A 24,958-nucleotide genomic window follows, 5' to 3' on the forward strand; every position below is an offset into this window, starting at 1 on the left:
GTTCGAACACGAGCGGTGAACATGTCTGATCTTCTCTGGTCGAGCGACGCACAGCTGGCACGTCTGGAACCTTGCTTTCCGAAGTCGCATGGCAAGCCCCGGATTGACGACCGACGTGTTCTGAGCGGCATTATCCTCATCAATCGCAACGGGTTGCGGTGGCGCAACGCCCCAGGGGGGGCATGGCCCCCACAAGACACTCTACAACCGTTGGAAACGATGGAGCGATAAAGGCGTCTTCGCCCGGATCATGGCAGGACTGGCGGCCGAGCACGGCGAGGAAAGCACTGTGATGAACGACGGTGAGGCCGAAGGCGCCATTGGTTCGAGCCCCGGCCGAACGATCCGAAGGCCCACCGCACGGCGTCCAGCCTGGGCGTCAAAGGGGGGGCGTGGACGCCTGATTGGCCGAACCAAGGGGTTTGAGGGGTGAAGAAACTCTCCAGTGGATAGTTTCGCCCGAAAACGGACCATGAAACTGCCCGCCACTTGGGACAGATGAGCCATGTCGCGCCATTGGTCCGAGCGACAATGGCGACAGCCGCGCCAGCGACCTGTTCCTGACCGCCGGCCCCGTCAGCGATTACATCGGAGCGCGTGGGCTGGTCAGCGGGTTACCCTTTGTAAAGCAGCTGCTTGGAGATCGTGGCTTTGATGCCGACCTGTTCAGCGAAGCCTTGCAAGACAAGAAGATATTCTGCTGCATTCCGGGCCGAAAGAAGCGGAAGACGCCCGTCCGGTACGACAAGCGCAGGTATAAACGGCGCAACCGGACCCGGATCATGTTCGGCAGGCTCAAGGACTGGAGACGGGTGGCGACCCGTTATGACCGATGCCCAAAGACCTTCTTCTCAGCGATAGCACTCGCTGCGACAGTAATCGTCTGGCTTTGAGAGGGAACGAGTCCTGACCCTCCCAAATTTCCGATCGGGCAAAGATGCAGACTATTGTTGCGAAACCGATTTGACGCCCAAAAGGATCGCGGCGACGATCATGAAGCTGCCACCAGCGCGTTCGATCCAGATTTTTGCTGAGCCTCTGAAGCGGTTTGCGATCCAACTCGCACTCGCGCCGTAGGCTGATAAGAACAGCCCATCCATGACAACGTAAGTTACGGAGAGGATCAGGAACTGCGGCCAGAAGGCCTGGTGTGCAGTTATGAATTGAGGAAAGAGCGCGGCGAAGAAAACGACAGCCTTTGGGTTGGCTGCCGATGTCAAAAATCCCTGCATGTATAGCTTGCGCAAGGATGGGTTCGAACGAGCATGAGCCGGCCCTGCCTGTTCCGGCCCCGCTTTTCTGATCATGCGAACGCCCAGCCAGATGAGGTAGGCAACGCCGGCCCACTTGATCGCAGCGAGTGCAGTGCCCGAAGCGGCGATGATTGCTGCCAGTCCAAAGCCTGCAGCAAGCATCTGAAGGATGTTTGCTGACAGATCGCCCGCTGCTGTCGACAACGATCGGGCGAACCTGTGGGCGCCACTATTGGCCAGCATCAGCAATTGGCTTGGCCCAGGGGTGCTCATCAATGCGAGAACGGTTGCGACGTAGACCAACCAGACATCCAAACTCATGATCTTGGTTCCTTTGGTGCGACGGCTTCCTGCGATCCGGGGTAGCCTTGTCACGTTCTGCCATAACGACCGCGCCCTCGTCCAAAGCGGTCAGGAAAACACTATCTGAAGAAAGACCGGTTCCACCCATAGCCGAGAGGCAACCGTCCGTGCGTCGAGGCTATGGCACGGAAAACATCGTGCTCGCCGAGACGTCATACCCGATAACACTTGCTACCCATTGCCGCTTTGGAGCGGCTACGCCGTGGTCAGGACACGCAGATGCCGGGCACGTCGACCTTGCGGAAAAGATGCGGGCTCGCGGTCGTGGTGTCCGGATAATCTTCAAGCTGCGTCTGAAACTCGGCTTTGCTGAAGGCCGCGCGGAAGTGGGCGGTCGACTGCCAGACGGCGTAGTTCAAGAACGTCCCGCTTCCCGCGATGCCCCGGTGAAGCTGGGTCGAGATGAAGCCCGGCTGCCGTTTCATGAGGGCAGCGTCTTTTGCCCAGGCCTCGAGAAGCGCGTCGGCGTCTTCTGGCGGAACGGTGAAGGTGTTGATCAGGACCACGGGGCCACCCTCATCCTCCAGTTGCGAAGCGAGCGTGACTGTCTCGTCCATCTCTGCGAATTTTATCATTTCAAGCTCGTTTGTTTGTGGCAGGACGGGCATTTGCGCGCCGCCGGAAACGGCCGGTCATCTTCAAGCCGTCCCGCATGTTCAGGCCAAGCAGCGTGATGTTGGCGGCGCCGGCGATGAGTTCGAGTGCCTGGATCGCGTAGAAAACGGCATCGAGCTCACCGGCGCGCGCCTTGAAGGCGAGAAACACCGCGGAAGGGACGAGAACCAGAAGGCCGTTGGCGGCACAGGCAGCGGTACGCTTGATCTTCGTGGTGATCAGCTTGGGCCGTCGTCCTTTCGCTAGGTTGAACCCCGTCCCGCCGGTCGCCGCGAGCGCCGGAATGAGCAGCAGAAAGCCCCACGGTATCGCGCTCTTGATGGCCACGATCGTGCTGACCGACCCGAACAGCTCGCCGAGCGCGGTCGCCAGCCAGAAGATTGCGATGGTGAGGAGGGCGATCCCGCCCGCGACGGGATGTATGATCTTGACCATGGCTGCCGTTTCAATATGGTGTTACGATGTCATTATGAACATGACAGATACGACTTTGACATCATGTTGTCAATCAGGGTGAATGTTTCCAAATGACAAACTCGAAACGGACCCCGTCCGGAGCCGCCTTGAGCGATACGATCTTCGATCTGTTGCAACTCAACAGTCGCATCCTCACGGCGGGTGACAGGCTCGTTGCGGGCCTCGGACTGACCAGCGCCCGCTGGCAGGTCCTCGGGACGATGATCGCAGCGCAGCGCCCGCAACCGGTTGCCTGGATCGCCCGCGACATGGGCGCGAACCGTCAGAATGTTCAGCGCATCGTCAACGACCTCGCACGGGACGGACTGGTCGAGTTTCAGCCCAATCCCCATCACCGGCGCGCGCAGCTCGTCGTTCTCACCGACAAGGGGATGACAGCTTACGACGACGCCATGCAGCTGCAGACGCCCTGGGTGAACGATCTTGCCGAAGGCCTTCAGCCCGAGGATATCGAGGTGACCCGAAAGGTAATCACCGCCCTGCGGCTCAAGCTGGAAGACGGCGGCGCTGCGGACGCCTAGGCGCACCCAAAAGTTCACAGCACAGCCGGCTATTCCGTAAGATCAGCGCCGACACTGACGCAGGTGGTCGATAAGGGCCATGAGCTTCGGCGCCATATGCCGGCGCTGCGGGAGATAGAGCGGGAACCCTGCGAAGGGCGGCAGATACTTTTCGAGGAGCGGCACCAGCGCGCCACTGTCGCAATACGGCTCGAAACAGTCCCGGGGACCGACGGTGATGCCGCTGTCGGCCTGCACGCCTTCGAAACCGGGTCCGCGGCTCGCGCAGGCATCGGCAAATGGATAACCTTCTACAACACCAAGAGCCCGCATTCGGCACTGCGAGGCAGAACCGCGGTCGAGGCCCATCTGGCCCCGTCCCCAAAGCGCAAGCATGATCAACAGGCTGCTCTGCCCCCTGAAAACTGGATTTGGAGACACACACAAGCTGCTCAATTTCGACCGATCTGCCTTGGCTCTCGATGCTGCTATCGGTGGTCACGGCGTTGCAATCGCGCCGACCTACATGGTGGAGAGTGATCTTCGGTCAAAGAAGCTGGTGGAGTTTTGGGTCGATCCCAATCCCTCTGGTAATGGGATCTATATCTCATGGTCAAAGGAGCATCTGGGCCAGACGCGCATCACGCGGATCGTTGATTGGATTGCGTTTGAATTCGAGTGAAGCAGACCTTCGGTTCGGGAAAGCAAACGGAAGCAAAGTCCCGCGGTGCGGACCTTCGACTATCGCAAGGATTCGCAAGCGCAGCGAACAGCTGCTTTGATGAGCCGCGCAGCTCGGCCAGCACCTTTTCGAACCGGCGGGCGCGGACTCGCGGGTCGTTCTTCCGGTACGCATGGCCCTCTCTGCGGGTCGGAACAGCACGGACGATCCCGGCTCGAACGCGGCATACGGCTCAGTCAGCGACAGCTAAGGAAAGGTATTTCCGGGCATGGCAGGGAGGGCTTGGCCAAACGAGATGTCCGGGATCAGACAAAGGCAGGGATGTCCTGGCCTTACGATCGAGAGCTCACCTGGGAAAGACCATTTAGCATCAGTAGATCCGGCCTGCGGGGTAAGGCACCTGACCTGAAAGTCGGTTTTGCCTAAAACCTAATAAGGGTGAAGTGGCGCGCTGGGGAGGATTCGAACCCCCGACCCCTTGATTCGTAGTCAAGTACTCTATCCAACTGAGCTACCAGCGCGTGGGGTGAGGGCGATGTACCTAGTGTGGCGCGGGGATGCAAGGCGGTTTTTGTCATTCCGCGGCGGCATCCACGCTCAGCACCGTCTTGGGCAGGACGACGCGGAACACCGTGCCCTCGGGGCCTGTCCGCTCAAGGTCCAGCCTTCCACCGTGTCCGCGCACCAGTTCCGCCGCGATCGTCAGGCCCAGGCCCGCCCCGCCCTTGGTCGCTCCGCCCTGGAACGGAGTGAATAGATGTTCACGGGCGCGTGGCGGCAGGCCCGGTCCGGTGTCCGAAACGGTGACGCACCACGCGTTTTCGTCCTCTTCGCCGTGGATCGAGATCTCGCCCGGCTCGCCCGTCGCCATGATCGCCTGCCGCGCGTTGCGTACGAGGTTCGACAGGACGCGGTAGAGCTGCTCGCCATCGGCGCGCACCACCAGCCCCGCGGGGACATCCTCGGAGAAGCTGAGGTCGTGCTCGCCCGCGGCCAGCCGCTCTCCGTCGACCACGTCGCCTACCACGCGCGACAGCGCCACGCGGTCCAGCGCCGGGGGCGGCTCTTCCGCGCGGCCGAAGGCCAGCGTGGTTTCGCACAGGTTCACCGCCCGGCTGATCGAGGCAATGAGCTTGGGCGCCATCCGCGCCACCGAGGGGTCGGCCGAGCTTTCCAGCCTGTCGGCGAATAGCTGGGCCGAGGTCAGGATGTTGCGCAGGTCGTGGCTGACCTTGGCGACCGCGCCGCCCAGCTGGGCCAGCCGCTCTTTCTGGCGCAGGGCGCCGGTCAGCTGGGTCTGCAGCGATTGCAGCGCCGTCTCGGCCTCGTTCAGTTCGAGCACCTTGGCCGAGGGCTGGATGATCCGCCGCGCATCCTCGGGCGCGGCGGCATAGCTGGTCATCGCCTCGACCACGCCGCGAATCGGCCGCAGCATGAAGTGTCGCACTGCCAGGAAGAGCAGGATCGCGGTCAGGATAGACACCACGGCCGACAGCACCAGGATGCGCAGGCCGTAGTCCAGCATCGCGGTCTTGAGCGGCCCGGTATCCATCGTGACCTCGATCAGAAGCCCCGCCTCGCGCACGGGGTCACCGATCACCCGGATCACGCCGTCCCCCGGCGTGACCAGATCGACGATCGCGTCACGCATCAGCTGCACCGGCCCGATCGACCGCAGGTCGTAGGTCGCCTCGATCGGCGTGGGGATGGGCGAGGACAGCACCAGCTGGCGCACCTGATCGCGCAGCAGCACGACGTTAAAAACCTCGGCATTGCGCAGCAGCTCGGCCTCGAGCGTCTCGTCGATCATGTCGTTGGCCAACAGCGAAAGCGACGCGATCTGCGCCCGCTCCAACCGGGATTCGAGGTAATCGACCCGGAACCGCGCCAGCGACGGCACGAGAACCAGAACCTCGGCCAGAAGCACGAAGGCCGTGGTCAGAAGCAGGAAACGCCCGGAGAGGGACCTGAAATACATATGCCGACCATGTCGGGCGCTGCTGGTCAGGGCAGCACCCTCTGCACCAGACCGCCGGCCCGCTTCACCCAAGGGTTATCGAAGAGGCGCTTGGAGAAATACGCCCCCGCGGCCTTTTTAGATACCTCGTTCAGCGTCGGATAGGGGAGAACGGTTCCGGAAATCGCCTGAAGCTTCAGCTTTTGGGAAATCGCCAGAGACCAGAGCCCGATCAGCTCACCGGCCTGCGCGCCCACCATCGTCACGCCGATGGGATAGCCGTCCACGACCATCACCTTCACGAAGCCTTCGGTCTCTCCGGCGGCGATGGCGCGGTCGTTCTCGTCGAAGGCCGCGCGGACGACCTCCAGCTTATCGCCGTGGACCTGGCGCGCCTCGGCCTCGGTCGGGCCGATCTGGGCAAGCTCGGGCGCTGTGTAGGTCACCCGGGGGATATGCCGCGTCTCGGCGGTGGCGCGGAGGCCGAACATGATCGACCGCACAACCTGGCCCCCGTGATACCCTGCGAGGTGGGTGAACTGCATGCCGCCGGCCGCGTCACCCACCGCGTAGACCCGGCTGTTGGTCGTGGACCGCAAGCGGTCGTCGACGGTGATACCCCTGTCATGCGCCACGTTCGCGGCATCGAGGTTCAGCCGGTCCAGATTGATGCGCCGCCCCACCGCCACCAGCAGGTGGCTGCCTTGATGTGTCTGGCCGCCGGCGGTGACGGCGATGTCTCCCGCCCGCCCCTCTACCTTCTCGGCCTGCGCGTCCGAAAACACCTTGACCCCTTCTGCCCGCATCCGGGCCAGCACGACCTGCGCGGCCTCGGCATCCTCCTTGCCCAGGGCCGCGCCGCCCTCGATCACCGTAACCTCGCACCCGAGGCGCCGGTGCGCCTGCGCCATCTCGCAGCCAATCGGGCCGCCGCCGATGACGATCAGGTGCCGCGGCCTTTCGCGGTTCTCAAAGAGCGTCTCGTTCGTCAGGTATGGCACGTCGCCCAACCCGTCGATCGGCGGCACCATCGGGGATGACCCGGTGGCGATCACGAAGCGGCGGGCGCGGATGCGGGCGCCCCCGGCCTCGACCTCTTCGGGCGAGGTAAAGCGCGCCCAGTCGCGGATCACGCGGACGCCCAGCCCTTCGAACCTTTCCTGGCTGTCGACGGGGGCAATGGTGCGGATCGCAGCCTGCACGTGATCCATCGCCGCGGCGTAGTCGATCTGCGGCTCGACCGGGGCCACGCCATAGGGCCCGCCGCTGCGCAGGGCATGGGCGTGCTCGGCCGCGGCGATCAGCGCCTTCGAGGGCACGCAGCCGTAGTTGAGGCAATCGCCCCCCATCTCGCCGCCCTCGATCAGCACGGTCTTTGCGCCCATCTGCGCGGTGCCCGCGGCCACCGACAATCCGCCGGATCCGGCCCCGATCACGCAGACATCCGTTTCGATCAGATCCATCAGAGTCCTTTCCGCCCGCGCAGGGCCTTGAGCAGGATCGGCAGGGCCGCCAGCACACAGAGCCCCAGAATTGGAAGCAACACGCGCGGCTCGAAAATGATCCCCAGGTCGGGACGCCCGCCGCTGGCAAAGACGGCGCCCAGCCCTGCCCCGACCGAGGTGAAGACCAGCGTGCCAGGGATGATGCCCAAGAAGGTGGTCACCACGAAACGCCACAGCGGAACGGCCACGAAAGCCGGCACGAGGTTGGCGACGAAGAAGGGGACGGCCGGCACCAGACGGATCAGGAACAGCATCTCCCACTGCGATTCGTCGATGCCCGCCTTGATCCGCCGGATCAGCCCGTCGCCGGCCTCCATCCGCCGCGCAAGCCTGTCGCCCAGGCCCCAGCGCGCCGCCAGAAAGATCGCCGTGGCGCCGATGGTCGCGGCGGTGACGTTGAAGACAACTCCGGGAAAGGTCGAGAACAGGAAGCCGCCGGTCAGCGTGGCGATGGTGCCCCCGGGCAGAGAAAACGCCACCACCGCGATGTAGGCGGCCATGAAGACCAGCACGCAGGCAAGGTAGTTCGCGTCGCGAAACTCCAGAAGCCGCGTGCGGTTCTGCGCCAGTGTCTCAAAGCTCAGCCAGTCGCGCAGAAGCACGGCGCCCAGCACCGCGACGACGGCGATCACGAGGATCGGCAGCCTGCGAAGCCATCCGCGCCCCGGACCTGCGGTCCCCGCGTCCGGCCGCGTGTCCGGCTCCCTGCCGGGTGTCGTGCCGGGGCCGGTCCTCGGGCCGTCTTGCATCCGGTTGCCTCTCCTGCTTCCCCTGCGCGGGGGTCGGGGGCGCCGCGATGCGCGCCCTGCCCTGCATCTATGCGCCGGACCGCGAATGTCGAACCTTTGCTTGGCCGTTAAGGCCCGGGGACGGTTGACAGCGCGCCATCGCCCCCCTAGAGAGCGGGCTTCGAACGTGACGGGCCCTTGAACCGCGTCCTGCGGGTCGGGCTGCTGACGGAGACAAGAGAATGAAACGTACTTTCCAGCCTTCGAACCTCGTCCGCAAGCGGCGGCACGGGTTTCGCGCGCGCATGGCCACCAAGGCCGGCCGCAAGATCCTGAACGCGCGCCGCGCCCGCGGCCGGAAGTCGCTCAGCGCCTGATCCCCGTTACAGGGAGGCATGCGATGACGCCGCCCCTCGCCCCCGCATCCCCGACACGCTCCGGGGCCGCGGAGCCGGTCGGGGCGGTTTCGTCATGCGCGCCTGATGGAACGGCCACCGCGACAGTGGAAACGCTGCGAAAACGGGCCGATTTCCTCAAGGCCTCGCGGGCGCGTCGACAGGCGACGCCGGGTTTCGTCCTGCAGGCCCGTCGCCGCGGCGACGCCGAGCCCGCTGCCGGGTTACGCGTCGGTTACACCTGCTCGAAAAAGGTCGGCAACGCCGTCGCCCGCAACCGTGCCAAGCGCCGGCTGCGCGAAATCGCCCGCGCCCTGCTGCCGTGTCACGGCCACCCGGGGTGGGACTACGTGCTGATCGGGCGGCGCGACACGACGGCCACCCGCCCCTTTCCCCAGCTTCTCGCCGATCTCGAAACCGCGCTGGACCGGGTGCACAAGTGACCTTCGCGGCCCGGATCGCGGCCCTTCCGGTCCGCGCCTACCGCATCGTGTTCAGCCCGTGGGTCGGCTACAACTGCCGGTATCACCCGACATGTTCGGCCTATGCGCTGGAGGCGCTGGAGCGTCACGGCGCGCTGCGTGGCAGCTGGCTGGCCCTGCGGCGAATCCTCCGCTGCCACCCCCTGGGCGGGTCGGGCGTCGACCCGGTGCCCGAACGGCGCCGTTGACGCTGCGCCGCGCCCGCGCGTAAGCCGAACCTATAGTTTCAGGAGACCCGCGCCCGTGCTCGACGACGCCGACGATATCCATCCGCTTTTCGCTGGCGCGCCCCGCACCACCGAATTTCGCAAGCTGCGCAAGCGGATCATCCGCGAAACCCGCGAGGCGATCGACCGCTACGGCATGATCGAACGCGGCGCCCGGTGGCTCGTGTGCCTGTCGGGCGGCAAGGACAGCTATACCCTGCTCGCCGCGCTGACCGAGCTGCAGTGGCGTGGCGTGCTGCCGGTCGACATCCTGGCCTGCAACCTCGATCAGGGACAGCCGGGATTTCCCGCGACCGTCCTGCCCGAGTTCCTGCAGAAGATGGGCGTGCCGCACAGGATCGAGTACCAGGACACCTATTCCATCGTGATGGACAAGGTGCCGCAGGGCCGGACCTATTGCGCGCTCTGCTCGCGGCTGCGGCGCGGCAACCTCTATCGCATCGCGCGCGAGGAAGGGTGTTCTGCCGTCGTGCTGGGCCATCACCGCGACGATATCCTGGAAACCTTCTTCCTGAACCTCTTTCACGGTGGCAAGCTCGCGACGATGCCACCGAAACTGGTAAATGACGAAGGCGACCTGTTCGTCTATCGCCCTCTCGCCCACGTGGCCGAGGCCGACTGCGACCGGTTCGTCCGCGCGCTCGACTATCCGATCATCCCCTGCGATCTCTGCGGCAGCCAGGACGGCCTGCAACGCCAGCAGATCAAGGGCCTTCTGGACCAGTGGGAGACGAATGCGCCGGGGCGACGGCAAAAGATCTTCTCGGCACTGATGAACGCCCGCCCGTCGCACCTGCTCGACCCGGGCCTGTTCGATTTTACCGGGCTCAGCCGCGGCAACCTATCCGAATTTGCCGCGAACTATACGGGAAAACACGAGCCTGATTAACACTTCCCGCGCTATGTCCGCCTAGACTGCTTTCCATGCGGGAAGGTCCAGGATGGAGAAGACTGCACATGCAGAGGCCGACTGGCAAAGACCGACGCGGGACACGTACCTGGTCCCGTGCCATGCCGATCATGTTTGCCCTGATGCCGGCCCTGCTGCTGACCGCCTTCCATACGGGCGGCGAAACGGCGCTTGGGCTGACGGCCGGGCTTTGCTGCCTGATCTCCATCGCGGCCCTGCGGCTGGGCCTGCCCGCGGAACGGGGCGCCAATGCGGACAGGGACGAACGCACCCAGTTCGAAGCCGCGCTGGCCCGCCGCCTGTCTGATCCCGCCTCCGCGTCCGGGCTGACTGTGTTCGTCTGCGGCATCGACGATTACGCCACCTTGACGAAGCGGCTGGGGGAAGAGCGTGCCGGGCGGCTGGTGCAGGACATCCTGCAAAGGCTCAGGGGCACCTTCCTCTCCTCCGAGGAAGTCGTCTGCATGCGCCCGCCCCGGATCGTGGTCGCCCCCGCGCAGATGCTGGACCTAGAAACCAGCGTCCAGTTCGCGCTGGACCTGCAGCGCATCTGCGCCCGCCCCTTCCGCGAGGCGGACGAGACGCTGACCCTGACCGTCTCGGTAGGCTTTGCCCCTGCGGGTCGACTGTCCAGGCCAGCGCCCGAATCGCTGATCGGGGCCGCCACGCACGCGCTGGACATCGCGTCGCGACAGGGCCCGGGGCGACTGCGCGCCTTCGACCTTCCGGCCGACGGACGCCGGATCGAGCCGCGGTTCGACACGGCATCGGTTCTGCGCGCGCTGGAGAACGGCGAAATCCGCCCCTTCTTCCAGCCGCAGATCTCGACCGACACCGGCGACCTGACGGGGGCAGAGGCCCTGGGGCGCTGGGTCCATCCCCGTCTTGGCGTGCTGCCGCCGGGCGAGTTCCTTCCCGTCATCGAGGCGCAGGGCCTGTCGCGGCGGCTGTCCGAAACCATGCTGGTGCAGTCGCTTGGCTGCCTGCTGGACTGGGATCAGGCGGGTCTGAACGTGCCGCGCATCTCGGTCAATTTCGGCGAACGCGAACTGGCCGATCCGCATCTGGCCGACCGCGTCCAGATCGAGCTGGAGCGGCATGGCCTGTCGCCCGATCGCCTGTCGATCGAGATCCTCGAAACCGTGCTCGCCGCGGGGCCCGAGGATACGGTGACGCGCAACCTGCAATCGCTGAACGCGCTCGGCTGCCATATCGAGCTTGACGATTTCGGCACCGGTCATGCCGCCATCACCACGATCCGGCGCTTTCCCATCTCCGGGATCAAGATCGACCGCAGCTTCGTCAAATCGATGGATACCGCCCGCGACCAGCAGAACATGGTCGCCGCGATCCTGACCATGGCGGAACAGCTGTCGCTCGAAACCATTGCCGAGGGGGTGGAGACTGCCGGAGAACACGCCATGCTGTCGCAGCTGGGCTGCGCCCACGTGCAGGGCTTCGCCATCGCCCGGCCGATGCCGGCCGAGGCCCTGCCCGAATGGATAGCCCGCCACCGGGCAGCCCTGCCCCGCCCCGGCGGCATGGCCCCCGTCCTGTTTCCCCAACGAGAGTCGCCTCCACCGCTGCGCAGCCGGCGGGACGGCACCGGCGGAGGCAAGCCTGCCTAGGCGTTTCCTGCTTGACCTTTCCCAATCCGACCTATTGAACCGGGCTGACCCGAAAAAGTCATCAGGCCCTCCCCCACATGGACGATCAGAACAAGAATCTCATTCTTGCGACGGCACTGAGCTTCCTCGTCATTCTTGGCTGGTTCTTGCTCTTTCCGCCCGAACAGCAGGCGCAGGACCCCTCGGAGCCCGAGATCCAGTCGGCCGAAACGTCCGAGGCGGTCCGTGCGCCAGATGGCAGCGCGGCGGAAACCTCGGGCACGGCGGGCGGCGCGACGCCCGTGGCGGATGCCCCCCGCATCGCCATCGATACGCCCAGCCTCGAAGGCTCTATCTCGCTCGTGGGCGGCCGTATCGACACGCTCGAACTCAAGACCTACCGCGAGACGCTGGACCCGGATTCGCCCCCGGTGCGCCTGCTGTCCCCGGCCGGCGGGGACGATCCCTATTACGCGATGTTCGGCTGGGCGCCCGGTGGCTCTCTCGACTTCGCCGACGTGCCGGGTGCGGATACCGAATGGCAGGTCGTGCAGGAGAATGCCGACAGCGACCCGGTCCTGACGCCCGCGAGCCCCGTCACCCTGACCTGGGAGAATGCCGACGGCCTGGTCTTCCGCCGCCAGATCTCGATCGACGAAGACTACATGTTCCGCGTCACCCAAGAGGTCGACAACACCTCGGGTGAGACGATCCGGCTGGCCCCCTACGGCGTCGTCGTGCGCGAGGGCGAGCCGCAGACCACCGGGTTCTTCATCCTGCACGAAGGCGTCGTGCGGATGTCCGACGGCGAACTGCAGGAAGTCGATTACGACGACATGCCCGAGCTGGAGGCCGACGACCGCTGGGGTCCCAGCGCCGACGTGACCTCGGTCGCTGAAAACGGCTGGGTTGGCTTTACCGACAAGTACTGGATGACCACGCTGATCCCTGAACCGGGCCAGTCCTTCACCTCGGTCGTGCAATACGTGGCGGCGCGCGACGTCTACCAGACCGAAGCCCGGTTGCCGACGATGGACGTGGCCGCGGGCGAAACCGCCGCGACGACGACGCTGATGTTCGCAGGCGCCAAGGAATGGGAGACCATTCGCCACTACCAGAACGACACCGGCATCGCGGGCTTCGTGGACTCGATCGACTGGGGCATGTTCTTCTTCCTCACCAAGCCGATCTTCGCGATCCTGCACTGGCTGAACGGTTTCCTGGGCAACATGGGCTGGTCGATCATCACGCTCACGCTGATGATCAAGGCGATCCTCTTCCCGCTCGCCTACAAGTCCTACGTCTCGATGGCGAAGATGAAAGAACTTCAGCCCGAGATGGAGAAGATCAAGGAGCGCTCCGGCGACGACCGGATGAAGCTCCAGCAGGAAATGATGGCGCTCTACAAGAAGGAAAAGGTGAACCCCGCCTCGGGCTGCCTACCCCTTCTGCTGCAGATCCCGATCTTCTTCTCGCTCTACAAGGTGATCTTTGTCACGATCGAACTGCGGCACGCGCCGTGGATCGGCTGGATCCGCGACCTTTCTGCGCCCGACCCGACCTCGGTTCTGAACCTCTTCGGTCTTCTGCCCTACGCCGCCCCCAGCCCGGAATCATTCCTGGCCATCCTGTCGCTGGGCGTGCTGCCTATTCTCCTGGGCGTGTCGATGTGGCTGCAGCAAAAGCTGAACCCCGCCCCGCAGGACCCGACGCAGGCGATGGTCTTCGCGTGGATGCCGTGGGTGTTCATGTTCATGCTGGGCCGGTTTGCCAGCGGGCTGGTGCTGTACTGGATCGCGAACAACACGATCACCTTCTCGCAGCAGTACCTGATCATGCGCAGCCAGGGCTACAAACCCGACGTCTTCGGCAACATCCGGCGCAGCTTCAGCCGCAAGAAGAAGGCCGAAAAGGAATGATCGCGCGGCGCGCCCGCTTCGGCGCCGCGGCGGCGGGGCGCAGGCCGACAGTGGCCTGCGCCCCGGTTCCTCGTGTGACGCGGACCGCGCACCAATGAACCTGCCCTTCCCCTTGGCCGAACCCGCCCCCGAGGCGCTGGAAACCGGGCGCAAGATGTTCGCGCGCGAAACCCAGTTCCTAAAGGGCGTGGTCGCAATGGACGGCCTGCCCGCCGCCGACCGGCCCGAGGTCTGCTTCGCCGGGCGCTCGAACGTTGGCAAGTCGACCCTGATCAACGCGCTGACCGGGCGCCGCGCCCTGGCGCGGGCCTCCAACACGCCGGGCCGCACACAAGAAATCAACTTTTTCGAGATTCCCGATGGGCCCTACCTGGTCGACTTGCCGGGATATGGTTTCGCCAACGCGCCCGTCGCCGTCGTCGGCGCGTGGCAGCGGCTGCTCAAATCCTACCTCTCCGGCCGGCAAAGCCTGCGGCGCGCCTTCGTGCTGATCGATGCGCGCCACGGCGTGAAGGCGGTCGACGAAGAGATCCTCGCCCTGCTCGACCGCTCGGCCGTGACGTTCCAGGCCGTGCTGACCAAGGCCGACAAGGTAAAGGCGTCCGAACGCGAGAAGATGCTGCAACAGGTGCGCGGCAAGCTTTCGGCCCACCCCGCTGCCTACCCCGAGATCGTCCTGACCTCGTCCGAGACCGGTCTGGGCATCGACACGCTGCGCGGCATCATCGCCGATCTTTCCGCAGAGTAACGCGCGCGGCCTTGAGTGCCCGCGCGGTTCCGCCTAAAGGAAGCCGCGATTTGCCACAGGACCCGACGCCGATGAAGAAACAGACCTTCAGCCAGCGCGACTGGATCGCCGCGGCCCGCACCCTGAACGCCGCTCTGCCGAACCTGCAGAAATACGATGGCGCGACCGTTGTCATCAAGCTGGGCGGTCACGCCATGGGCAGCGACGAGGGCATGGAGAGCTTTGCCCGCGACGTGGTCCTGATGCAGCAGGTGGGCGTCAATCCGGTGATCGTCCACGGCGGCGGCCCGATGATCAACGACATGCTGTCGCGGCTGGCGATCCCCTCGACCTTCGTCCGCGGCAAACGCGTCAGCGATGCCGCCACGGTCGAGGTGGTCGAGATGGTGCTGTCCGGCCTTGTCAACAAACGTATCGTGCAGGCCATCAACGCCGCTGGCGGACGCGCGGTCGGCCTGTCCGGCAAGGACGCCAACCTCATGGTGTGCGAAGCGCGCGAGCCAGACCTGGGCTTCGTCGGCACGCCGGTGGACTTCAACCCCGACTTCCTGCGCTCGCTGCACGCGGCCGAGATCATTCCCGTGATTGCCCCCATCGGCGCCGGCCGCGCGGGCGAGACCTTCAACGTCAATGGCGACACGGCGGCGGGCGCCATCGCCGCGTCGCTCGACGCTGATCGCCTGCTGCTTCTGACCGACGTTGCGGGCGTGAAAGACTCCAACGGCGATGTGGTCAGCGAAATCACCCCCGCCCAGATCCGCGAAATGACCGAGGCCGGCGTGATCGCCGGCGGCATGATCCCCAAGACCGAAACCGCGCTCGAGGCGATCGAGAACGGCGTGCGCGCGGTGGTGATCCTCGACGGACGGGTGCCCAATGCCTGTTTGCTCGAACTCTACACCGACCACGGCGCCGGCAGCATGATCCGCCCGCGCCGCTGATCCCCCCTCCCCCCCTTCTTTCCAGCAGACCCGAGTGAGCCCCGCATGGCCCTACGCCTGATCCTTGTCCGGCACGCGAAGTCCAGTTGGGACAACCCCACCGTCGACGACCATGATCGCAGCCTGAACGGCCGCGGACGCGAGGCCGCACCGCGCATGGGCGCCTGGATGGCAGAACGCGGGCACGTGCCAGACTGCGCCGCGGTCTCGACCGCCCGTCGCGCGGTCGAAACCTGGGAGGGGCTGTGCAGCGCATGGCCGACGGTGCCGCAGACCGCGTTCAAATCCTCGCTTTATCACGCCGGCCCCGACAGGATGCTCAGCGTCCTCAGGCTGGCCCGCGGCACCCGGCTTCTGATGGTGGGCCACAACCCCGGGATCGGCGCTTTCGCCACGCAGATCCTGCGTCACCGACCGACGCACGAGGCCTTTACCCGCTTTCCGACGACGGCGGTCCTTGTCGCGGATTTCGATATCGACAGCTGGGAAGACGCCGCCTTCGCGGGCGCCGAAACCGTCGACTTCGCCGTCCCCCGCGACCTCCCCTGATCCGACCTGCCGAATGCGAAAGGGGGCCCGTCCGACGCGCCCCCCTTCTTCTCTTGTCAAAATACTCCCGCCGGAGGCATCCCCGGCCGAAACCCGCACCACCCGCGGGATCAGTGCCCCAGTATCTGGCTCAGGAACAGCTTCGTGCGCTCCGACTGCGGGTTGCCGAAGAATTCCTCGGGTTCGTTCTGCTCGACGATCTGGCCCTGGTCCATGAAGATCACGCGGTTCGCCACCTGCCGGGCAAAGCCCATCTCGTGGGTCACGCAGAGCATGGTCATCCCCTCTTCGGCCAGCTCGATCATGGTGTCGAGCACCTCCTTGATCATCTCTGGGTCCAGCGCCGAGGTCGGCTCGTCGAACAGCATGATCCGCGGCCGCATGCACAGTGACCGGGCGATGGCCACGCGTTGCTGCTGCCCGCCTGACAGCTGGCCGGGATACTTGTTGGCCTGATCGGGAATCTTGACCTTGGTCAGGTAGTGCATGGCCGTCTCCTCGGCCTCGCGCTTCGGCACCTTGCGCACCCAGATCGGGGCCAGCGTGCAGTTCTCCAGAATCGTCAGGTGCGGGAAGAGGTTGAAGTGCTGGAAGCACATGCCGACCTCGGACCGGATCTTGTCGATGTTCTTGAGATCGTTCGACAGCTCGATGCCGTCGACGACGATCCGACCGGCCTGGTGCTCTTCGAGGTGGTTGATGCATCGGATCAGCGTCGACTTGCCCGACCCCGAGGGGCCGCAGATCACGATGCGTTCGCCGCGATAGACCGTCAGGTCGATATCGCGCAGCACGTGGAACTGGCCGAACCACTTGTTCATGTCGGTGATCTGGATCGCCACCTCGTCGGAAACCTGCATCTGGCTCCGGTCGATGGCGCGGCTCGTCTGCATCTCGTGGGCGACGTCGCTCATGGGGGTCTCCTTACCGGTGCTCACGCTGGAGCTTCTTTTCGAGGGCGATCGAATAACGGGACATGCTGAAGCAGCAGATGAAGAACATCAGCCCGATGAACACGAAGAGTTCGAAGTAGACGCCGTTCCAGTCGGTCGAGGCGCGGATCGCGTTCGACAGGCCGATCGGGTCGAGCAGCCCGATGAAGACCACCAGCGTGGTGTCCTTGAAGAGCCCGATGAAGGTATTCACGATCCCGGGGATCGAGATCTTCAGCGCCTGCGGCAGGATGATGAGCCGCATCGACTGCCAGTAATCGAGGCCCAGGCTGTCGGCGCCCTCGTACTGCCCCTTGGGCAGCGCGGCGAGCCCGCCGCGCACCACTTCGGCGATGTAGGCGGCCGAGAAAAGGGTGACCATGATGATGACGCGCAGCATCAGGTCAAAGTTCGTCCCCGGCGGCAGGAAGTAGTTCAAAAGCAGCGATGCGGTGAAGAGCCACACGATCAGCGGCACGCCACGGATCAGCTCGATGAAGGCGACCGAGACCTTGTTGATGAAGAACAGGTCCGACTGCCGCCCCAGCGCCAGCAGGATGCCCAGCGGCAGCGACAGGATGATCGCAGAGACGCCGATGATGAAGGACAGCATGAAGCCGCCGAAGTCGTCCGAGCCTACGGCCCGCAGGCGGATCGGCAGGATCCGCGACATGTCCGTGGTCAGCGGCCCGGCCAGAAGCCCCCAGCACAGCACCGCCACCGCCACACCCGCCAGCATGGCAAGTACGGGTGAGACGAAGCGCGACGCGATGCGGAAGGCCACGTAGGCCAGAACAATGCCCAGAAGCACCGACAGCGGCGCCCAGACCGACCCGCCCCAGAGCAGCCAGAACATGATGAAGGGCGAAATCGCGCTGAACCACAGCGCCTGGCGCGGCAGCCGGGGAAACAGCACGGGCGACGCGGCGATCAGGAACACGATCAGTGCAGTGACCGGCCGCCAGTAAAGGGTCTGCGGGTAGAAGCCGAAGACCAGTTGGTGCCAGCGGTCGGTGATGACCGCGAAACAGGCTGATGAGGCCCCGGGGCCGAAGGCCTCGTCCCGGATTTCGCGGCACTGCGACAGCGACCCCGCCTTCCAGACCGAGTTCCAGAACCACGGCACGATGTGCAGGAGGATCCACCCGATCACCACGGCGGACACCACCGTCAGCAGGATGTTGAGCCAGCCCGAGAACAGGTTCTCGCGCACCCACTTCACCGCGCCGACCTCGGCCAGCGGCGGTTCGCGCTCGGGCAGCATCGACTCGCGGACGAAGCGCGCGGTCTGGGCGTGTGTATCGCTCATCTCAGCGCTCCTTCAGCTTCATGCGGGCGTTGAAGACGTTCATCGCCCCAGAAATGATCAGCGACAGGACAAGGTAGAACAGTCCCAGCAGCAGCATGCCCTCCAGCTCGCGCCCGGTCTGGTTGATGGTGATGCCGCCCAGGGTCGATCGGGCGTCCATGTACCCCACCGCAATGGCGAGCGAGGAGTTCTTGGTCAGATTGAGATATTGCGAGATCAGTGGCGGGATGATGACCCGCATCGCCTGCGGCAGGATGACCAGGTTCATCGTCCGCGACGGCCGCAGGCCCAGGGCAAAGGCGGCCTCGGACTGGCCCTTGGCCACCGACAGGATGCCGCCACGCACGATCTCGGCGATGAAGGCCCCCGTATAGAGGGACAGGGCCAGCCACAGCGCGATCAGCGAATTGCGCATGTGCAGGCCGCCCTGGAAGTTGAAGCCGCCCAGTTCGGGGTAGGCCAGCGACACCGGCCCGCCCAGCACGAAATAGGCCAGGATCGATGGCAGGAAGAACAGAGCCAGCGACACGGGCAGGATCGGCAGCAGCACGCCCGTCGCTTCCTGCCGGCGGAAGGCGTAGCGGCGAAAGCCGATGATGGCCGCGATCGACAGCACGAAGACAATGATCAGGGCGGTCGACCCCGGGCCCCAGACCGGCGCGGGAATATAGACGCCGCGGTTCGAGACGGCGACGCTGTCCCACAGCCACATCGAGGCGGTGCCCCCCTCGCGGAAGTCGCGGGGCTGGGGGGTGGCTTCGGTCATCATCGCGAAGATCGCGATGATCCACAAAAGCAGCGGAACGTTGCGGAAGCCTTCGACGTAGACGGTCATCAGCCGGGCGACCAGCCAGTTCTTCGACAGCCGCAGGACCCCGGCGATGACACCCACGATGGTGGCCAGGATACAGCCCAGGAAAGCGACGAGCAGCGTGTTGAGGATGCCGACGATGGCGGCCCGCGCGTGGCTGGAGCCCGAGGTATAGGGGATCAGCGTCTGGTTGATGTCGTATCCGGCGCGCTGGCCGAGGAACCCGAAATCGAAATCCTTGCCCAGGTCCGAAAGGTTCTGAACGGTGTTCGAGACGAGCCACGACAGGAACAGGACCAGCAGGGCCATGGCAATGGCCTGGATGGTCAGGGATCGGTATCGGGTGTCGTAGATAAGCTGGCTGAGCTTGAAGCCCTGTCGCGACGAGGCGTCGACCGTGCTTGCCATAGAAAGCGCTCCCCTAAGGCCCGTTGTCGCGCCTCCTTTCGGGGAACGCGCCGGGCTTCGTTATCGTTGGGTACTGCAGGTAGCAAAGGGGCGCGGGCCTTTCGGCGCCGCGCCCCTTCGATGGTCGTCTTACCGGAACGGCGGTGCGTAGAGCAGGCCGCCGTCGGTCCACTGCGCGTTCAGGCCGCGGGCCAGGCCGACGGGGGTCGACTCGCCCAGGTACCGCTCGAAAAGCTCACCGTAGTTGCCGCCCGCCATGATGGCGCGCTTGGCCCATTCGGCGTCGAGGCCGATCATCTCGCCCAGGTTGCCCTCGGTGCCCAGCAGGCGGTTCACCTCGGGGTTCTGGGTGCCTTGGCTCAGCTCTTCGATGTTGGCCGAGGTCACGCCGTATTCTTCGGCAGCGATCAGCGCGTTCAGCGTCCAGCGCGCGATGTCGCCCCATTCGTTGTCGCCGTGGCGGACCAGCGGGCCCAGCGGCTCTTTCGAGATGATCTCGGGCAGGATCACGTGATCGCCCGGGTTTTCAAAGCTGGCGCGGGTCGCGGCCAGGCCGCTGGCGTCGGTCGTGTAAACGTCGCAGGCGTCAGCCAGGTACTGCTGCTGCGCCTCGGCGTTGGTTTCGATCGGGACCGGCTCGTACTCCATGTTGTTGGTACGGAAGAAGTCGGCGAGGTTCAGCTCGGTCGTCGTGCCGGTCTGGATGCAGACCGTCGCGCCGCCAAGATCCTTGGCCGAGGTCACGCCCAGCTCTTTCGGGACCATGAAGCCCTGACCGTCGTAGTAGTTCACGCCGACGAATTCGAACTTGAGGTCGTTGTCGCGGCTGAAGGTCCAGGTGGTGTTCCGGGCCAGCAGGTCGATTTCGCCCGACGCCAGTGCGGTAAAGCGGGTCTGGCCGGTGGTGGGGACGAACTCGACGGCTTCGGGATCTTCGAGCACGGCGGCAGCGACGGCGCGGCAGACGGCAACGTCGAAACCTTCCCAGTTGCCGTTGGCATCGGGGGCCGAGAACCCGGTGAGGCCCGTCGACACGCCGCAGTTCAAAGTGCCGCGGTCACGGACGTCGTCGAGCGTGGCGGCGGCTGCGGCGCCGGCGGCAAGGCCGGTTACCGTCAGTGCACCGAGAAAAGCGGTTTTATTCATATCTACCTCTTTTTGAGTTTTCCGTTTCGTTCGGAAACGGCTCGGCCCTCCCTGGACCTCATTCTCGTAGATCAGGGATATGCGCTCCCCAAGCAGCCGCAAGTGTGGGCGCAATCAGAGCGAGAGGTCAAGGCAAGGTTAGTCACGTGCGATGAAACTCGCGGCGGGTTTCCCCGGGTTATTGCCCGTTTATTGGGCAATTGCTACACCATGACGTGTGCGGGATTCAGACGCTTTCGCCGACCAGATCGAAGAACTTCGCGGCGTTCAGAAAGGCCTCGCGCTTGATTTCCGCGGTGGCCGCAGCCTCTTCGTCGTGGCCCCACTGGTCTGCCTGCCATGATTCGTCGAGCCGGGAGGCCGTCCAGAGGTCCTCGGGCGCGGCGGCGTGCCGACCGGCCGCCAGCCCCATGACCAGAGAGCCGGTCAGCGCGACCAGGTCGTGAAACGGCGCCAGGGCAAAGGGCGACAGCGCCAAGACCGGTGCGGTCAGCCGTGCGAGCGCCTCGGGCGACTGCGCAACCGGCACGATCCCCGCCGTCGGCATAAGCCGGGCGCCATAGGTTTCGTGCGCCCAGTCCAGCAGCGGATCCCACGCCTCGGCCTGCACCCGGGTCAACGCCTCGGGCGCGTCGGCACGGTGGCACAGAAGGTCGGTTTCGCCATAGGCCGCGAGCATCTGCGCGACCTCGGCCCGCTGCGGCGCGATCTTGTCGATGGCTGCGTTTGCCGCGCGCGTCGCGGGCATGGTATCGGGACGGATCACCCCCTCCTGCGCGCGCCACTCCGCGGCGATCTCGTCGGCGAAGGCGGCGGTCGGGACGTTCAGGGGGGCCTTGGCGGGGGTGCGCACCGCGCGCCCGTCCAGCCGCACACCGAACAGCCCGACCTCTTCCACCACCGTCACGTCGGTCCAGAACCGTTTGACCGCCCATTCGCTCATGCGGGCCTCCTGAAACAGATGTCGATATGGGCGCGCAGGGCGGGGAAATCCGGCAGGACCTGCGCCGCGCCAGCCGCGCGCAGCTGCACCTCGGGGTGGTAGCCCCAGGCGACGCCCAAGGGCATCACGCCTGCCGCGCGCGCCATCTCCATGTCGTAGGAGGTGTCGCCCACCATCGCCGCCCGCGCCGCGGCCACGCCGGTTTCGGCCAGCGCGGCCGCGATCATCGCGGGATGCGGTTTCGATGGGTGGTCGTCGGCGCATTGCAGGGTCAGGAAATAGCCCTCAAGCCCATGCGCCTCGATTACTTGGGCAAGCCCGCGCCGGGATTTGCCCGTGGCGACGCCCAGCAGGACGTGATCCTGCGCCGCCAGATGGTCGAGCGTGGCGCGTGCCCCGGGATAAAGCGGCGAGCTGTCGACGCTGCCTACCGTGGCGCGCAGGCCGGCATAGGCGTCCTTGTATCCCTCGACCAGGCTGTCCAGTTGCGCGGCGTCCAGCCCCGCCGCCAGAAGGCCGACGGCCTGCGGCAGCGACAGCCCGACGATCGACAGAGTCTGCGCCCGGCTGGGCGGGGTCAGCCCTTCGGCCAAGAAGGCCGCCGCCATCGCCTGCACGATATGCGCCTGGCTGTCGACCAGGGTGCCGTCGACGTCGAAGATCACGAGGACCGGATCGGCCGGGGATGCGGCGTCGGCGCTCACGCCTCCTCCTCGAAGGGATCGGCGGGCACGTCGTCGGCCCGCCATTCCAGCGTCTCCCACGTCCGGGCCATGTGCTCGGGCAGTGCGGCGGTCAGGATCAGCGGCTGGCGCGTCACCGGATGGCGCAGGCGGATCGACCGGGCATGCAGGTGCAGCTTGCGGCTGATCTCGCCGCCCAGCTGCGCGCCCCAACCGTCGCCCAGGTTCTCCTGCCCCGATCCGCCGTACTTGCCGTCGCCGATGATCGGGTGCCCCAGCTCTGCCATATGGGCCCGCAGCTGGTGCGTGCGGCCCGTCACGGGCACGAGCGCCGCCCAGGCCGCCCGGGTGCCGAGCGCGGTCAGCACGGCATAATCCGTCGTCGCCCGCTTGGCGCCCGGGGTCGCGTCGATCTCGCCGGGGTGGACGCAGTGCATCTTCTCGGCCTCGCCCTTGGCCCCGTGGCCTGGCGCCTTGACCAGCCCGAACCGGATCGTGCCCATGCGCGGCAGCGGCACGCCGGCAATGGCGGCCCAGTAGATCTTGCGCGTCTCGCGGGCACGGAACGCTTCGGTCAGGGCGCCGGCAACCTGCCGCGTGCGCGCCAGAAGCAGGATGCCCGAGGTATCCTTGTCCAGCCGGTGCACCAGCCGGGGTTTCTCGTCCAGGTCGAAGCACAGCGCCTCGGCCAGCCCGTCGACATGGCGGGTCTGGCCGCTGCCCCCCTGCACCGGCAGGCCGGGGGGCTTGTTGAGCGCGATGATGTGATCGTCGCGGTAGATCACCGCGCGGCGGATCATCTCGGCATCCGCGTCGGATACCTTGGACCGGGTGGGCGTGGGGGCGCCTGCATCGTCGGGCAGCGGCGGAATGCGCACCTCCTGCCCCTCTTCCACGCGGGTCGCGCCCTTGACCCTGCCGCCATCGACGCGGATCTCGCCCTTGCGGCACATCTTCTCGACCCGGCCCTGCGGCACCTGCGGGAACCGACGCTTGAACCACCGGTCCAGCCGCTGATCCCCTTCGCCCGGGCCCACGATGACGGTCTGCACCCGGCTCATGCCCAGATCCCCCGTGCCAGCATCAGCCCCGCGAAGAGCGCCACGAGAGACACCAGGACCGAGGCCACGACATAAAGCGCAGCCGACCCCGTCTGCCCGCGTTCCAGCAACGTCACGGCGTCCAGGGAGAAGGTCGAGAAGGTGGTGAACCCGCCCAGCATCCCTGTCATCAGAAGGGGCGACAGATGCGTCGCCTGGCGTTCGGCAGCAAAGACCACGAAGACCCCCATCAGGAACGAGCCCAGGATATTGACGCCAAGCGTCGCGAAGGGAAAGCCGGGACCGGCCAGGCGCATCACGCCCACCCCGGCAAGATACCGGGCCGAAGCCCCGAGCGCGCCGCCCAGGGCGACCTGAAGAACCGTTGCGAACATGGCCACTTCCTCGGGCGCGGCGGGGGGCTTGTCAACCATCCTCGCCCGAGGCCTGCCGCCGCGCGCGCAGGCCCACGAACCAGTCCAGACGCTTCTTCAGATCCCGTTCGAAGCCGCGTTCGACGGGCTGGTAGTAGACCCCGCGTTTCATCCCGTCGGGAAAGTAGTTCTGGCCCGAAAACGCATCCTCGGCATCGTGGTCGTAGGCGTAACCCTGGCCGTAGCCTTCCTCTTTCATCAGCTTGGTGGGGGCGTTGCGGATGATCTTCGGTGGTGGCTCGGACCCTGTCTGCTTGGCCGCACGCCGCGCGGCCTTGTAGGCGGCATAGCCCGCGTTGGATTTCGGCGCGAGCGCGAGGTAGATCACCGCCTGCGCCAGCGCCAGTTCGCCCTCGGGGCTACCCAGCCGTTCGTAGGTTTCCCAGCCCTGCACGCAGACGGTCTGGGCCTGCGGATCGGCCAACCCGATATCCTCGACCGCCATGCGGGTGATGCGGCGCGCCAGATAGCGCGGGTCCTCGCCCCCCTCCAGCATCCGCGCAAACCAGTAAAGGCTGGCGTCCGGGTCCGAGCCGCGCACCGATTTGTGCAGCGCCGAGATCAGGTTGTAATGCGCCTCGCCCGACTTGTCGTATTGCGCGGCTCGGCGGCTCAGGCGTTGCTGCAGGCCCTGGGGATCCAGCTTGCGCTCCGGCGTCCAGGCGGCCACCTGCTCGACCAGGTTCAGAAGCGCGCGGCCGTCACCATCGGCCATTTCCAGAAGCGCCTCGCGCGCCGCGCCGTCGAGCGGCAGCTTGGTTTCCAGCTCGGCCTCGGCCCGCTGCGCCAAGCGTTCCAGATCCGCCAGGCTCAACCGGTCGAGCACGAGGACCTGCGCCCGGCTGAGAAGCGCGGCATTCAACTCGAATGACGGATTTTCCGTCGTGGCGCCGACCAGGAGGATCGTGCCATCCTCCATGTGCGGCAGGAAACTGTCCTGCTGCGCCTTGTTGAACCGGTGGATCTCGTCGACGAACAGCAGCGTCCCCTGCCCGTTCCGGCGCCGCAGCTTGGCGGCTTCGAACACCTTGCGCAGCTCGGGCACGCCGGTGAAGATCGCCGAGATCTGGACGAAGGCGAGGTCCGTCTCGTCGGCCAGCAGCCGCGCGATCGTCGTCTTGCCGACCCCCGGAGGGCCCCAGAACACCAAGGACGACAGGGAATTCGACTTCAGCATCGTGGTCAGCGGCGCGTCGGGCCCAATGACCTTGGGCTGTCCGATGACCTCGGCGATGCGGGTCGGGCGCAGACGGTCGGCCAGCGGACGTGGCGCCGACTTGGGCGCGGGCGCGGCAGAAGGAGCGCCGGGATCCGGCGGCGTGTCGAAGAGATCGGCCATGGCAGGGACATAGGCCGGGAAGGCCGACGAGGGAAGGCCGGGACACCGACCGCGC

The 24,958-nt window shown here is 65.8% G+C and carries 26 protein-coding genes, 1 tRNA gene and 2 pseudogenes; 13 read left to right on the plus strand and 16 right to left on the minus strand.

Annotated elements, in window-relative coordinates:
* Window positions 1-21 precede the first annotated feature (21 nt).
* Window positions 22-893 (plus strand): annotated as a pseudogene (locus EKE94_RS19245) (transposase).
* Between the two features lie 51 nt (window positions 894-944).
* Here the strand turns inward: EKE94_RS19245 and EKE94_RS15640 are convergent.
* The 3 genes from EKE94_RS15640 to EKE94_RS15650 all read right to left on the minus strand — a co-directional run bounded on the left by EKE94_RS15640 (window position 945) and on the right by EKE94_RS15650 (window position 2,666).
* A complete protein-coding gene (locus tag EKE94_RS15640) occupies window positions 945-1,574 on the minus strand; it encodes a LysE family translocator (protein ID WP_127907564.1) in 630 nt (209 codons plus the stop codon).
* A gap of 248 nt (window positions 1,575-1,822) precedes the next feature.
* Window positions 1,823-2,173 carry an antibiotic biosynthesis monooxygenase family protein gene (locus EKE94_RS15645; RefSeq protein ID WP_235856059.1) on the minus strand — a complete coding sequence of 117 codons (351 nt, stop codon included), beginning with the start codon at window positions 2,171-2,173 and terminating at the stop codon, window positions 1,823-1,825.
* A gap of 19 nt (window positions 2,174-2,192) precedes the next feature.
* Window positions 2,193-2,666: a hypothetical protein gene (locus EKE94_RS15650; RefSeq protein WP_127907566.1), complete on the minus strand. Its 474-nt coding sequence runs from the start codon at window positions 2,664-2,666 to the stop codon at window positions 2,193-2,195.
* A gap of 128 nt (window positions 2,667-2,794) precedes the next feature.
* Between EKE94_RS15650 and EKE94_RS15655 the strand changes: the two genes are divergently transcribed.
* From EKE94_RS15655 to EKE94_RS15665, 3 genes and pseudogenes are all read left to right on the plus strand, one after another.
* A complete protein-coding gene (locus EKE94_RS15655; RefSeq protein ID WP_235856060.1) occupies window positions 2,795-3,229 on the plus strand; it encodes a MarR family winged helix-turn-helix transcriptional regulator in 435 nt (144 codons plus the stop codon).
* A gap of 231 nt (window positions 3,230-3,460) precedes the next feature.
* Window positions 3,461-3,577 (plus strand): annotated as a pseudogene (locus EKE94_RS15660) (integrase core domain-containing protein); the annotation flags it as partial.
* Between the two features lie 25 nt (window positions 3,578-3,602).
* The gene (locus EKE94_RS15665; RefSeq protein WP_127907568.1) at window positions 3,603-3,890 is read left to right on the plus strand and encodes a LysR substrate-binding domain-containing protein; all 288 of its coding nucleotides are present in this window, start codon (window positions 3,603-3,605) and stop codon (window positions 3,888-3,890) included.
* Between the two features lie 444 nt (window positions 3,891-4,334).
* On the opposite strand, the gene EKE94_RS15670 is transcribed toward EKE94_RS15665, so the two are convergent.
* From EKE94_RS15670 to EKE94_RS15685, 4 genes are all read right to left on the minus strand, one after another.
* Window positions 4,335-4,411: transfer RNA gene (locus tag EKE94_RS15670), tRNA-Arg, on the minus strand.
* 53 nt (window positions 4,412-4,464) lie between these two features.
* Window positions 4,465-5,868, minus strand: a complete 1,404-nt coding sequence (locus tag EKE94_RS15675) for a sensor histidine kinase (RefSeq protein WP_127907569.1) — start codon at window positions 5,866-5,868, stop codon at window positions 4,465-4,467.
* 26 nt (window positions 5,869-5,894) lie between these two features.
* Window positions 5,895-7,310 (minus strand): dihydrolipoyl dehydrogenase family protein, encoded by a 1,416-nt coding sequence (locus tag EKE94_RS15680; protein ID WP_127907570.1) that lies wholly within the window; start codon window positions 7,308-7,310, stop codon window positions 5,895-5,897.
* Window positions 7,310-7,984, minus strand: a complete 675-nt coding sequence (locus tag EKE94_RS15685) for a TVP38/TMEM64 family protein (protein ID WP_235856061.1) — start codon at window positions 7,982-7,984, stop codon at window positions 7,310-7,312. Before EKE94_RS15685 ends, EKE94_RS15680 begins: the two co-directional genes overlap by 1 nt.
* A 338-nt stretch (window positions 7,985-8,322) precedes the next feature.
* Here EKE94_RS15685 and rpmH point away from each other — a divergent pair, with 338 nt between their 5' ends.
* The 9 genes from rpmH (at window position 8,323) to EKE94_RS15730 (ending at window position 15,858) form a co-directional block, all read left to right on the plus strand.
* Complete coding sequence (rpmH, locus tag EKE94_RS15690) at window positions 8,323-8,457, plus strand: 50S ribosomal protein L34 (protein WP_012177012.1); 135 nt, start codon at window positions 8,323-8,325, stop codon at window positions 8,455-8,457.
* A gap of 23 nt (window positions 8,458-8,480) precedes the next feature.
* Window positions 8,481-8,918 (plus strand): ribonuclease P protein component, encoded by a 438-nt coding sequence (gene rnpA / locus EKE94_RS15695; RefSeq protein WP_127907572.1) that lies wholly within the window; start codon window positions 8,481-8,483, stop codon window positions 8,916-8,918.
* The gene (gene yidD, locus EKE94_RS15700; RefSeq protein ID WP_127907573.1) at window positions 8,915-9,145 is read left to right on the plus strand and encodes a membrane protein insertion efficiency factor YidD; all 231 of its coding nucleotides are present in this window, start codon (window positions 8,915-8,917) and stop codon (window positions 9,143-9,145) included. Before rnpA ends, yidD begins: the two co-directional genes overlap by 4 nt.
* 55 nt (window positions 9,146-9,200) lie before the next feature.
* Window positions 9,201-10,073 (plus strand): tRNA 2-thiocytidine(32) synthetase TtcA, encoded by an 873-nt coding sequence (gene ttcA / locus EKE94_RS15705; protein ID WP_127907574.1) that lies wholly within the window; start codon window positions 9,201-9,203, stop codon window positions 10,071-10,073.
* Between the two features lie 347 nt (window positions 10,074-10,420).
* The gene (locus EKE94_RS15710; RefSeq protein ID WP_407940926.1) at window positions 10,421-11,722 is read left to right on the plus strand and encodes an EAL domain-containing protein; all 1,302 of its coding nucleotides are present in this window, start codon (window positions 10,421-10,423) and stop codon (window positions 11,720-11,722) included.
* Window positions 11,723-11,799: 77 nt separating this feature from the next.
* Window positions 11,800-13,620 carry a membrane protein insertase YidC gene (yidC, locus tag EKE94_RS15715; RefSeq protein ID WP_127907576.1) on the plus strand — a complete coding sequence of 607 codons (1,821 nt, stop codon included), beginning with the start codon at window positions 11,800-11,802 and terminating at the stop codon, window positions 13,618-13,620.
* Between the two features lie 94 nt (window positions 13,621-13,714).
* Window positions 13,715-14,368, plus strand: a complete 654-nt coding sequence (gene yihA / locus EKE94_RS15720) for a ribosome biogenesis GTP-binding protein YihA/YsxC (protein ID WP_127907577.1) — start codon at window positions 13,715-13,717, stop codon at window positions 14,366-14,368.
* Between the two features lie 71 nt (window positions 14,369-14,439).
* Window positions 14,440-15,309 (plus strand): acetylglutamate kinase, encoded by an 870-nt coding sequence (gene argB, locus EKE94_RS15725; protein ID WP_127907578.1) that lies wholly within the window; start codon window positions 14,440-14,442, stop codon window positions 15,307-15,309.
* A gap of 45 nt (window positions 15,310-15,354) precedes the next feature.
* Complete coding sequence (locus tag EKE94_RS15730) at window positions 15,355-15,858, plus strand: SixA phosphatase family protein (RefSeq protein ID WP_127907579.1); 504 nt, start codon at window positions 15,355-15,357, stop codon at window positions 15,856-15,858.
* Between the two features lie 110 nt (window positions 15,859-15,968).
* On the opposite strand, the gene EKE94_RS15735 is transcribed toward EKE94_RS15730, so the two are convergent.
* The 9 genes from EKE94_RS15735 to EKE94_RS15775 form a co-directional block, all read right to left on the minus strand.
* Window positions 15,969-16,772 carry an amino acid ABC transporter ATP-binding protein gene (locus EKE94_RS15735; RefSeq protein WP_328590506.1) on the minus strand — a complete coding sequence of 268 codons (804 nt, stop codon included), beginning with the start codon at window positions 16,770-16,772 and terminating at the stop codon, window positions 15,969-15,971.
* A gap of 10 nt (window positions 16,773-16,782) precedes the next feature.
* On the minus strand, window positions 16,783-18,099 hold the full coding sequence (locus EKE94_RS15740; RefSeq protein ID WP_127907580.1) for an amino acid ABC transporter permease: 1,317 nt from the start codon (window positions 18,097-18,099) through the stop codon (window positions 16,783-16,785).
* A gap of 1 nt (window position 18,100) precedes the next feature.
* Window positions 18,101-19,318, minus strand: a complete 1,218-nt coding sequence (locus EKE94_RS15745) for an amino acid ABC transporter permease (RefSeq protein WP_127907581.1) — start codon at window positions 19,316-19,318, stop codon at window positions 18,101-18,103.
* Between the two features lie 129 nt (window positions 19,319-19,447).
* The gene (locus EKE94_RS15750; protein ID WP_127907582.1) at window positions 19,448-20,464 is read right to left on the minus strand and encodes an amino acid ABC transporter substrate-binding protein; all 1,017 of its coding nucleotides are present in this window, start codon (window positions 20,462-20,464) and stop codon (window positions 19,448-19,450) included.
* Between the two features lie 226 nt (window positions 20,465-20,690).
* A complete protein-coding gene (locus tag EKE94_RS15755) occupies window positions 20,691-21,407 on the minus strand; it encodes an ATP12 family chaperone protein (RefSeq protein WP_127907583.1) in 717 nt (238 codons plus the stop codon).
* The gene (locus tag EKE94_RS15760) at window positions 21,404-22,111 is read right to left on the minus strand and encodes an HAD-IA family hydrolase (RefSeq protein ID WP_235856062.1); all 708 of its coding nucleotides are present in this window, start codon (window positions 22,109-22,111) and stop codon (window positions 21,404-21,406) included. The genes EKE94_RS15755 and EKE94_RS15760 overlap by 4 nt, the downstream gene beginning before the upstream one ends.
* Window positions 22,108-23,151, minus strand: coding sequence for an RluA family pseudouridine synthase (locus EKE94_RS15765; RefSeq protein ID WP_127907585.1), 1,044 nt, complete (start codon window positions 23,149-23,151; stop codon window positions 22,108-22,110). The genes EKE94_RS15760 and EKE94_RS15765 overlap by 4 nt, the downstream gene beginning before the upstream one ends.
* Window positions 23,148-23,525, minus strand: a complete 378-nt coding sequence (gene crcB, locus EKE94_RS15770) for a fluoride efflux transporter CrcB (protein ID WP_127907586.1) — start codon at window positions 23,523-23,525, stop codon at window positions 23,148-23,150. The genes EKE94_RS15765 and crcB overlap by 4 nt, the downstream gene beginning before the upstream one ends.
* 31 nt (window positions 23,526-23,556) lie before the next feature.
* Window positions 23,557-24,903: a replication-associated recombination protein A gene (locus EKE94_RS15775; protein WP_127907587.1), complete on the minus strand. Its 1,347-nt coding sequence runs from the start codon at window positions 24,901-24,903 to the stop codon at window positions 23,557-23,559.
* Window positions 24,904-24,958 lie beyond the last annotated feature (55 nt).

It is taken from the genome of Mesobaculum littorinae (genome assembly GCF_004011175.1).
Classification (GTDB): domain Bacteria; phylum Pseudomonadota; class Alphaproteobacteria; order Rhodobacterales; family Rhodobacteraceae; genus Tranquillimonas; species Tranquillimonas littorinae.

Excerpts from the sequence above, each read along its gene's own strand:
- EKE94_RS15640 (WP_127907564.1), bottom strand. The coding sequence starts at position 1,574 with ATGAGTTTGGATGTCTGGTTGGTCTACGTCGCAACCGTTCTCGCATTG.
- EKE94_RS15645 (WP_235856059.1), bottom strand. The coding sequence starts at position 2,173 with ATGGACGAGACAGTCACGCTCGCTTCGCAACTGGAGGATGAGGGTGGC.
- EKE94_RS15650 (WP_127907566.1), bottom strand. The coding sequence starts at position 2,666 with ATGGTCAAGATCATACATCCCGTCGCGGGCGGGATCGCCCTCCTCACC.
- EKE94_RS15665 (WP_127907568.1), top strand. The coding sequence starts at position 3,603 with ATGATCAACAGGCTGCTCTGCCCCCTGAAAACTGGATTTGGAGACACA.
- EKE94_RS15675 (WP_127907569.1), bottom strand. The coding sequence starts at position 5,868 with ATGTATTTCAGGTCCCTCTCCGGGCGTTTCCTGCTTCTGACCACGGCC.
- EKE94_RS15680 (WP_127907570.1), bottom strand. The coding sequence starts at position 7,310 with ATGGATCTGATCGAAACGGATGTCTGCGTGATCGGGGCCGGATCCGGC.
- rpmH (WP_012177012.1), top strand. The coding sequence starts at position 8,323 with ATGAAACGTACTTTCCAGCCTTCGAACCTCGTCCGCAAGCGGCGGCAC.
- rnpA (WP_127907572.1), top strand. The coding sequence starts at position 8,481 with ATGACGCCGCCCCTCGCCCCCGCATCCCCGACACGCTCCGGGGCCGCG.
- yidC (WP_127907576.1), top strand. The coding sequence starts at position 11,800 with ATGGACGATCAGAACAAGAATCTCATTCTTGCGACGGCACTGAGCTTC.
- yihA (WP_127907577.1), top strand. The coding sequence starts at position 13,715 with ATGAACCTGCCCTTCCCCTTGGCCGAACCCGCCCCCGAGGCGCTGGAA.
- argB (WP_127907578.1), top strand. The coding sequence starts at position 14,440 with ATGAAGAAACAGACCTTCAGCCAGCGCGACTGGATCGCCGCGGCCCGC.
- EKE94_RS15730 (WP_127907579.1), top strand. The coding sequence starts at position 15,355 with ATGGCCCTACGCCTGATCCTTGTCCGGCACGCGAAGTCCAGTTGGGAC.
- EKE94_RS15735 (WP_328590506.1), bottom strand. The coding sequence starts at position 16,772 with ATGAGCGACGTCGCCCACGAGATGCAGACGAGCCGCGCCATCGACCGG.
- EKE94_RS15740 (WP_127907580.1), bottom strand. The coding sequence starts at position 18,099 with ATGAGCGATACACACGCCCAGACCGCGCGCTTCGTCCGCGAGTCGATG.
- EKE94_RS15745 (WP_127907581.1), bottom strand. The coding sequence starts at position 19,318 with ATGGCAAGCACGGTCGACGCCTCGTCGCGACAGGGCTTCAAGCTCAGC.
- EKE94_RS15750 (WP_127907582.1), bottom strand. The coding sequence starts at position 20,464 with ATGAATAAAACCGCTTTTCTCGGTGCACTGACGGTAACCGGCCTTGCC.
- EKE94_RS15755 (WP_127907583.1), bottom strand. The coding sequence starts at position 21,407 with ATGAGCGAATGGGCGGTCAAACGGTTCTGGACCGACGTGACGGTGGTG.
- EKE94_RS15765 (WP_127907585.1), bottom strand. The coding sequence starts at position 23,151 with ATGAGCCGGGTGCAGACCGTCATCGTGGGCCCGGGCGAAGGGGATCAG.
- crcB (WP_127907586.1), bottom strand. The coding sequence starts at position 23,525 with ATGTTCGCAACGGTTCTTCAGGTCGCCCTGGGCGGCGCGCTCGGGGCT.
- EKE94_RS15775 (WP_127907587.1), bottom strand. The coding sequence starts at position 24,903 with ATGGCCGATCTCTTCGACACGCCGCCGGATCCCGGCGCTCCTTCTGCC.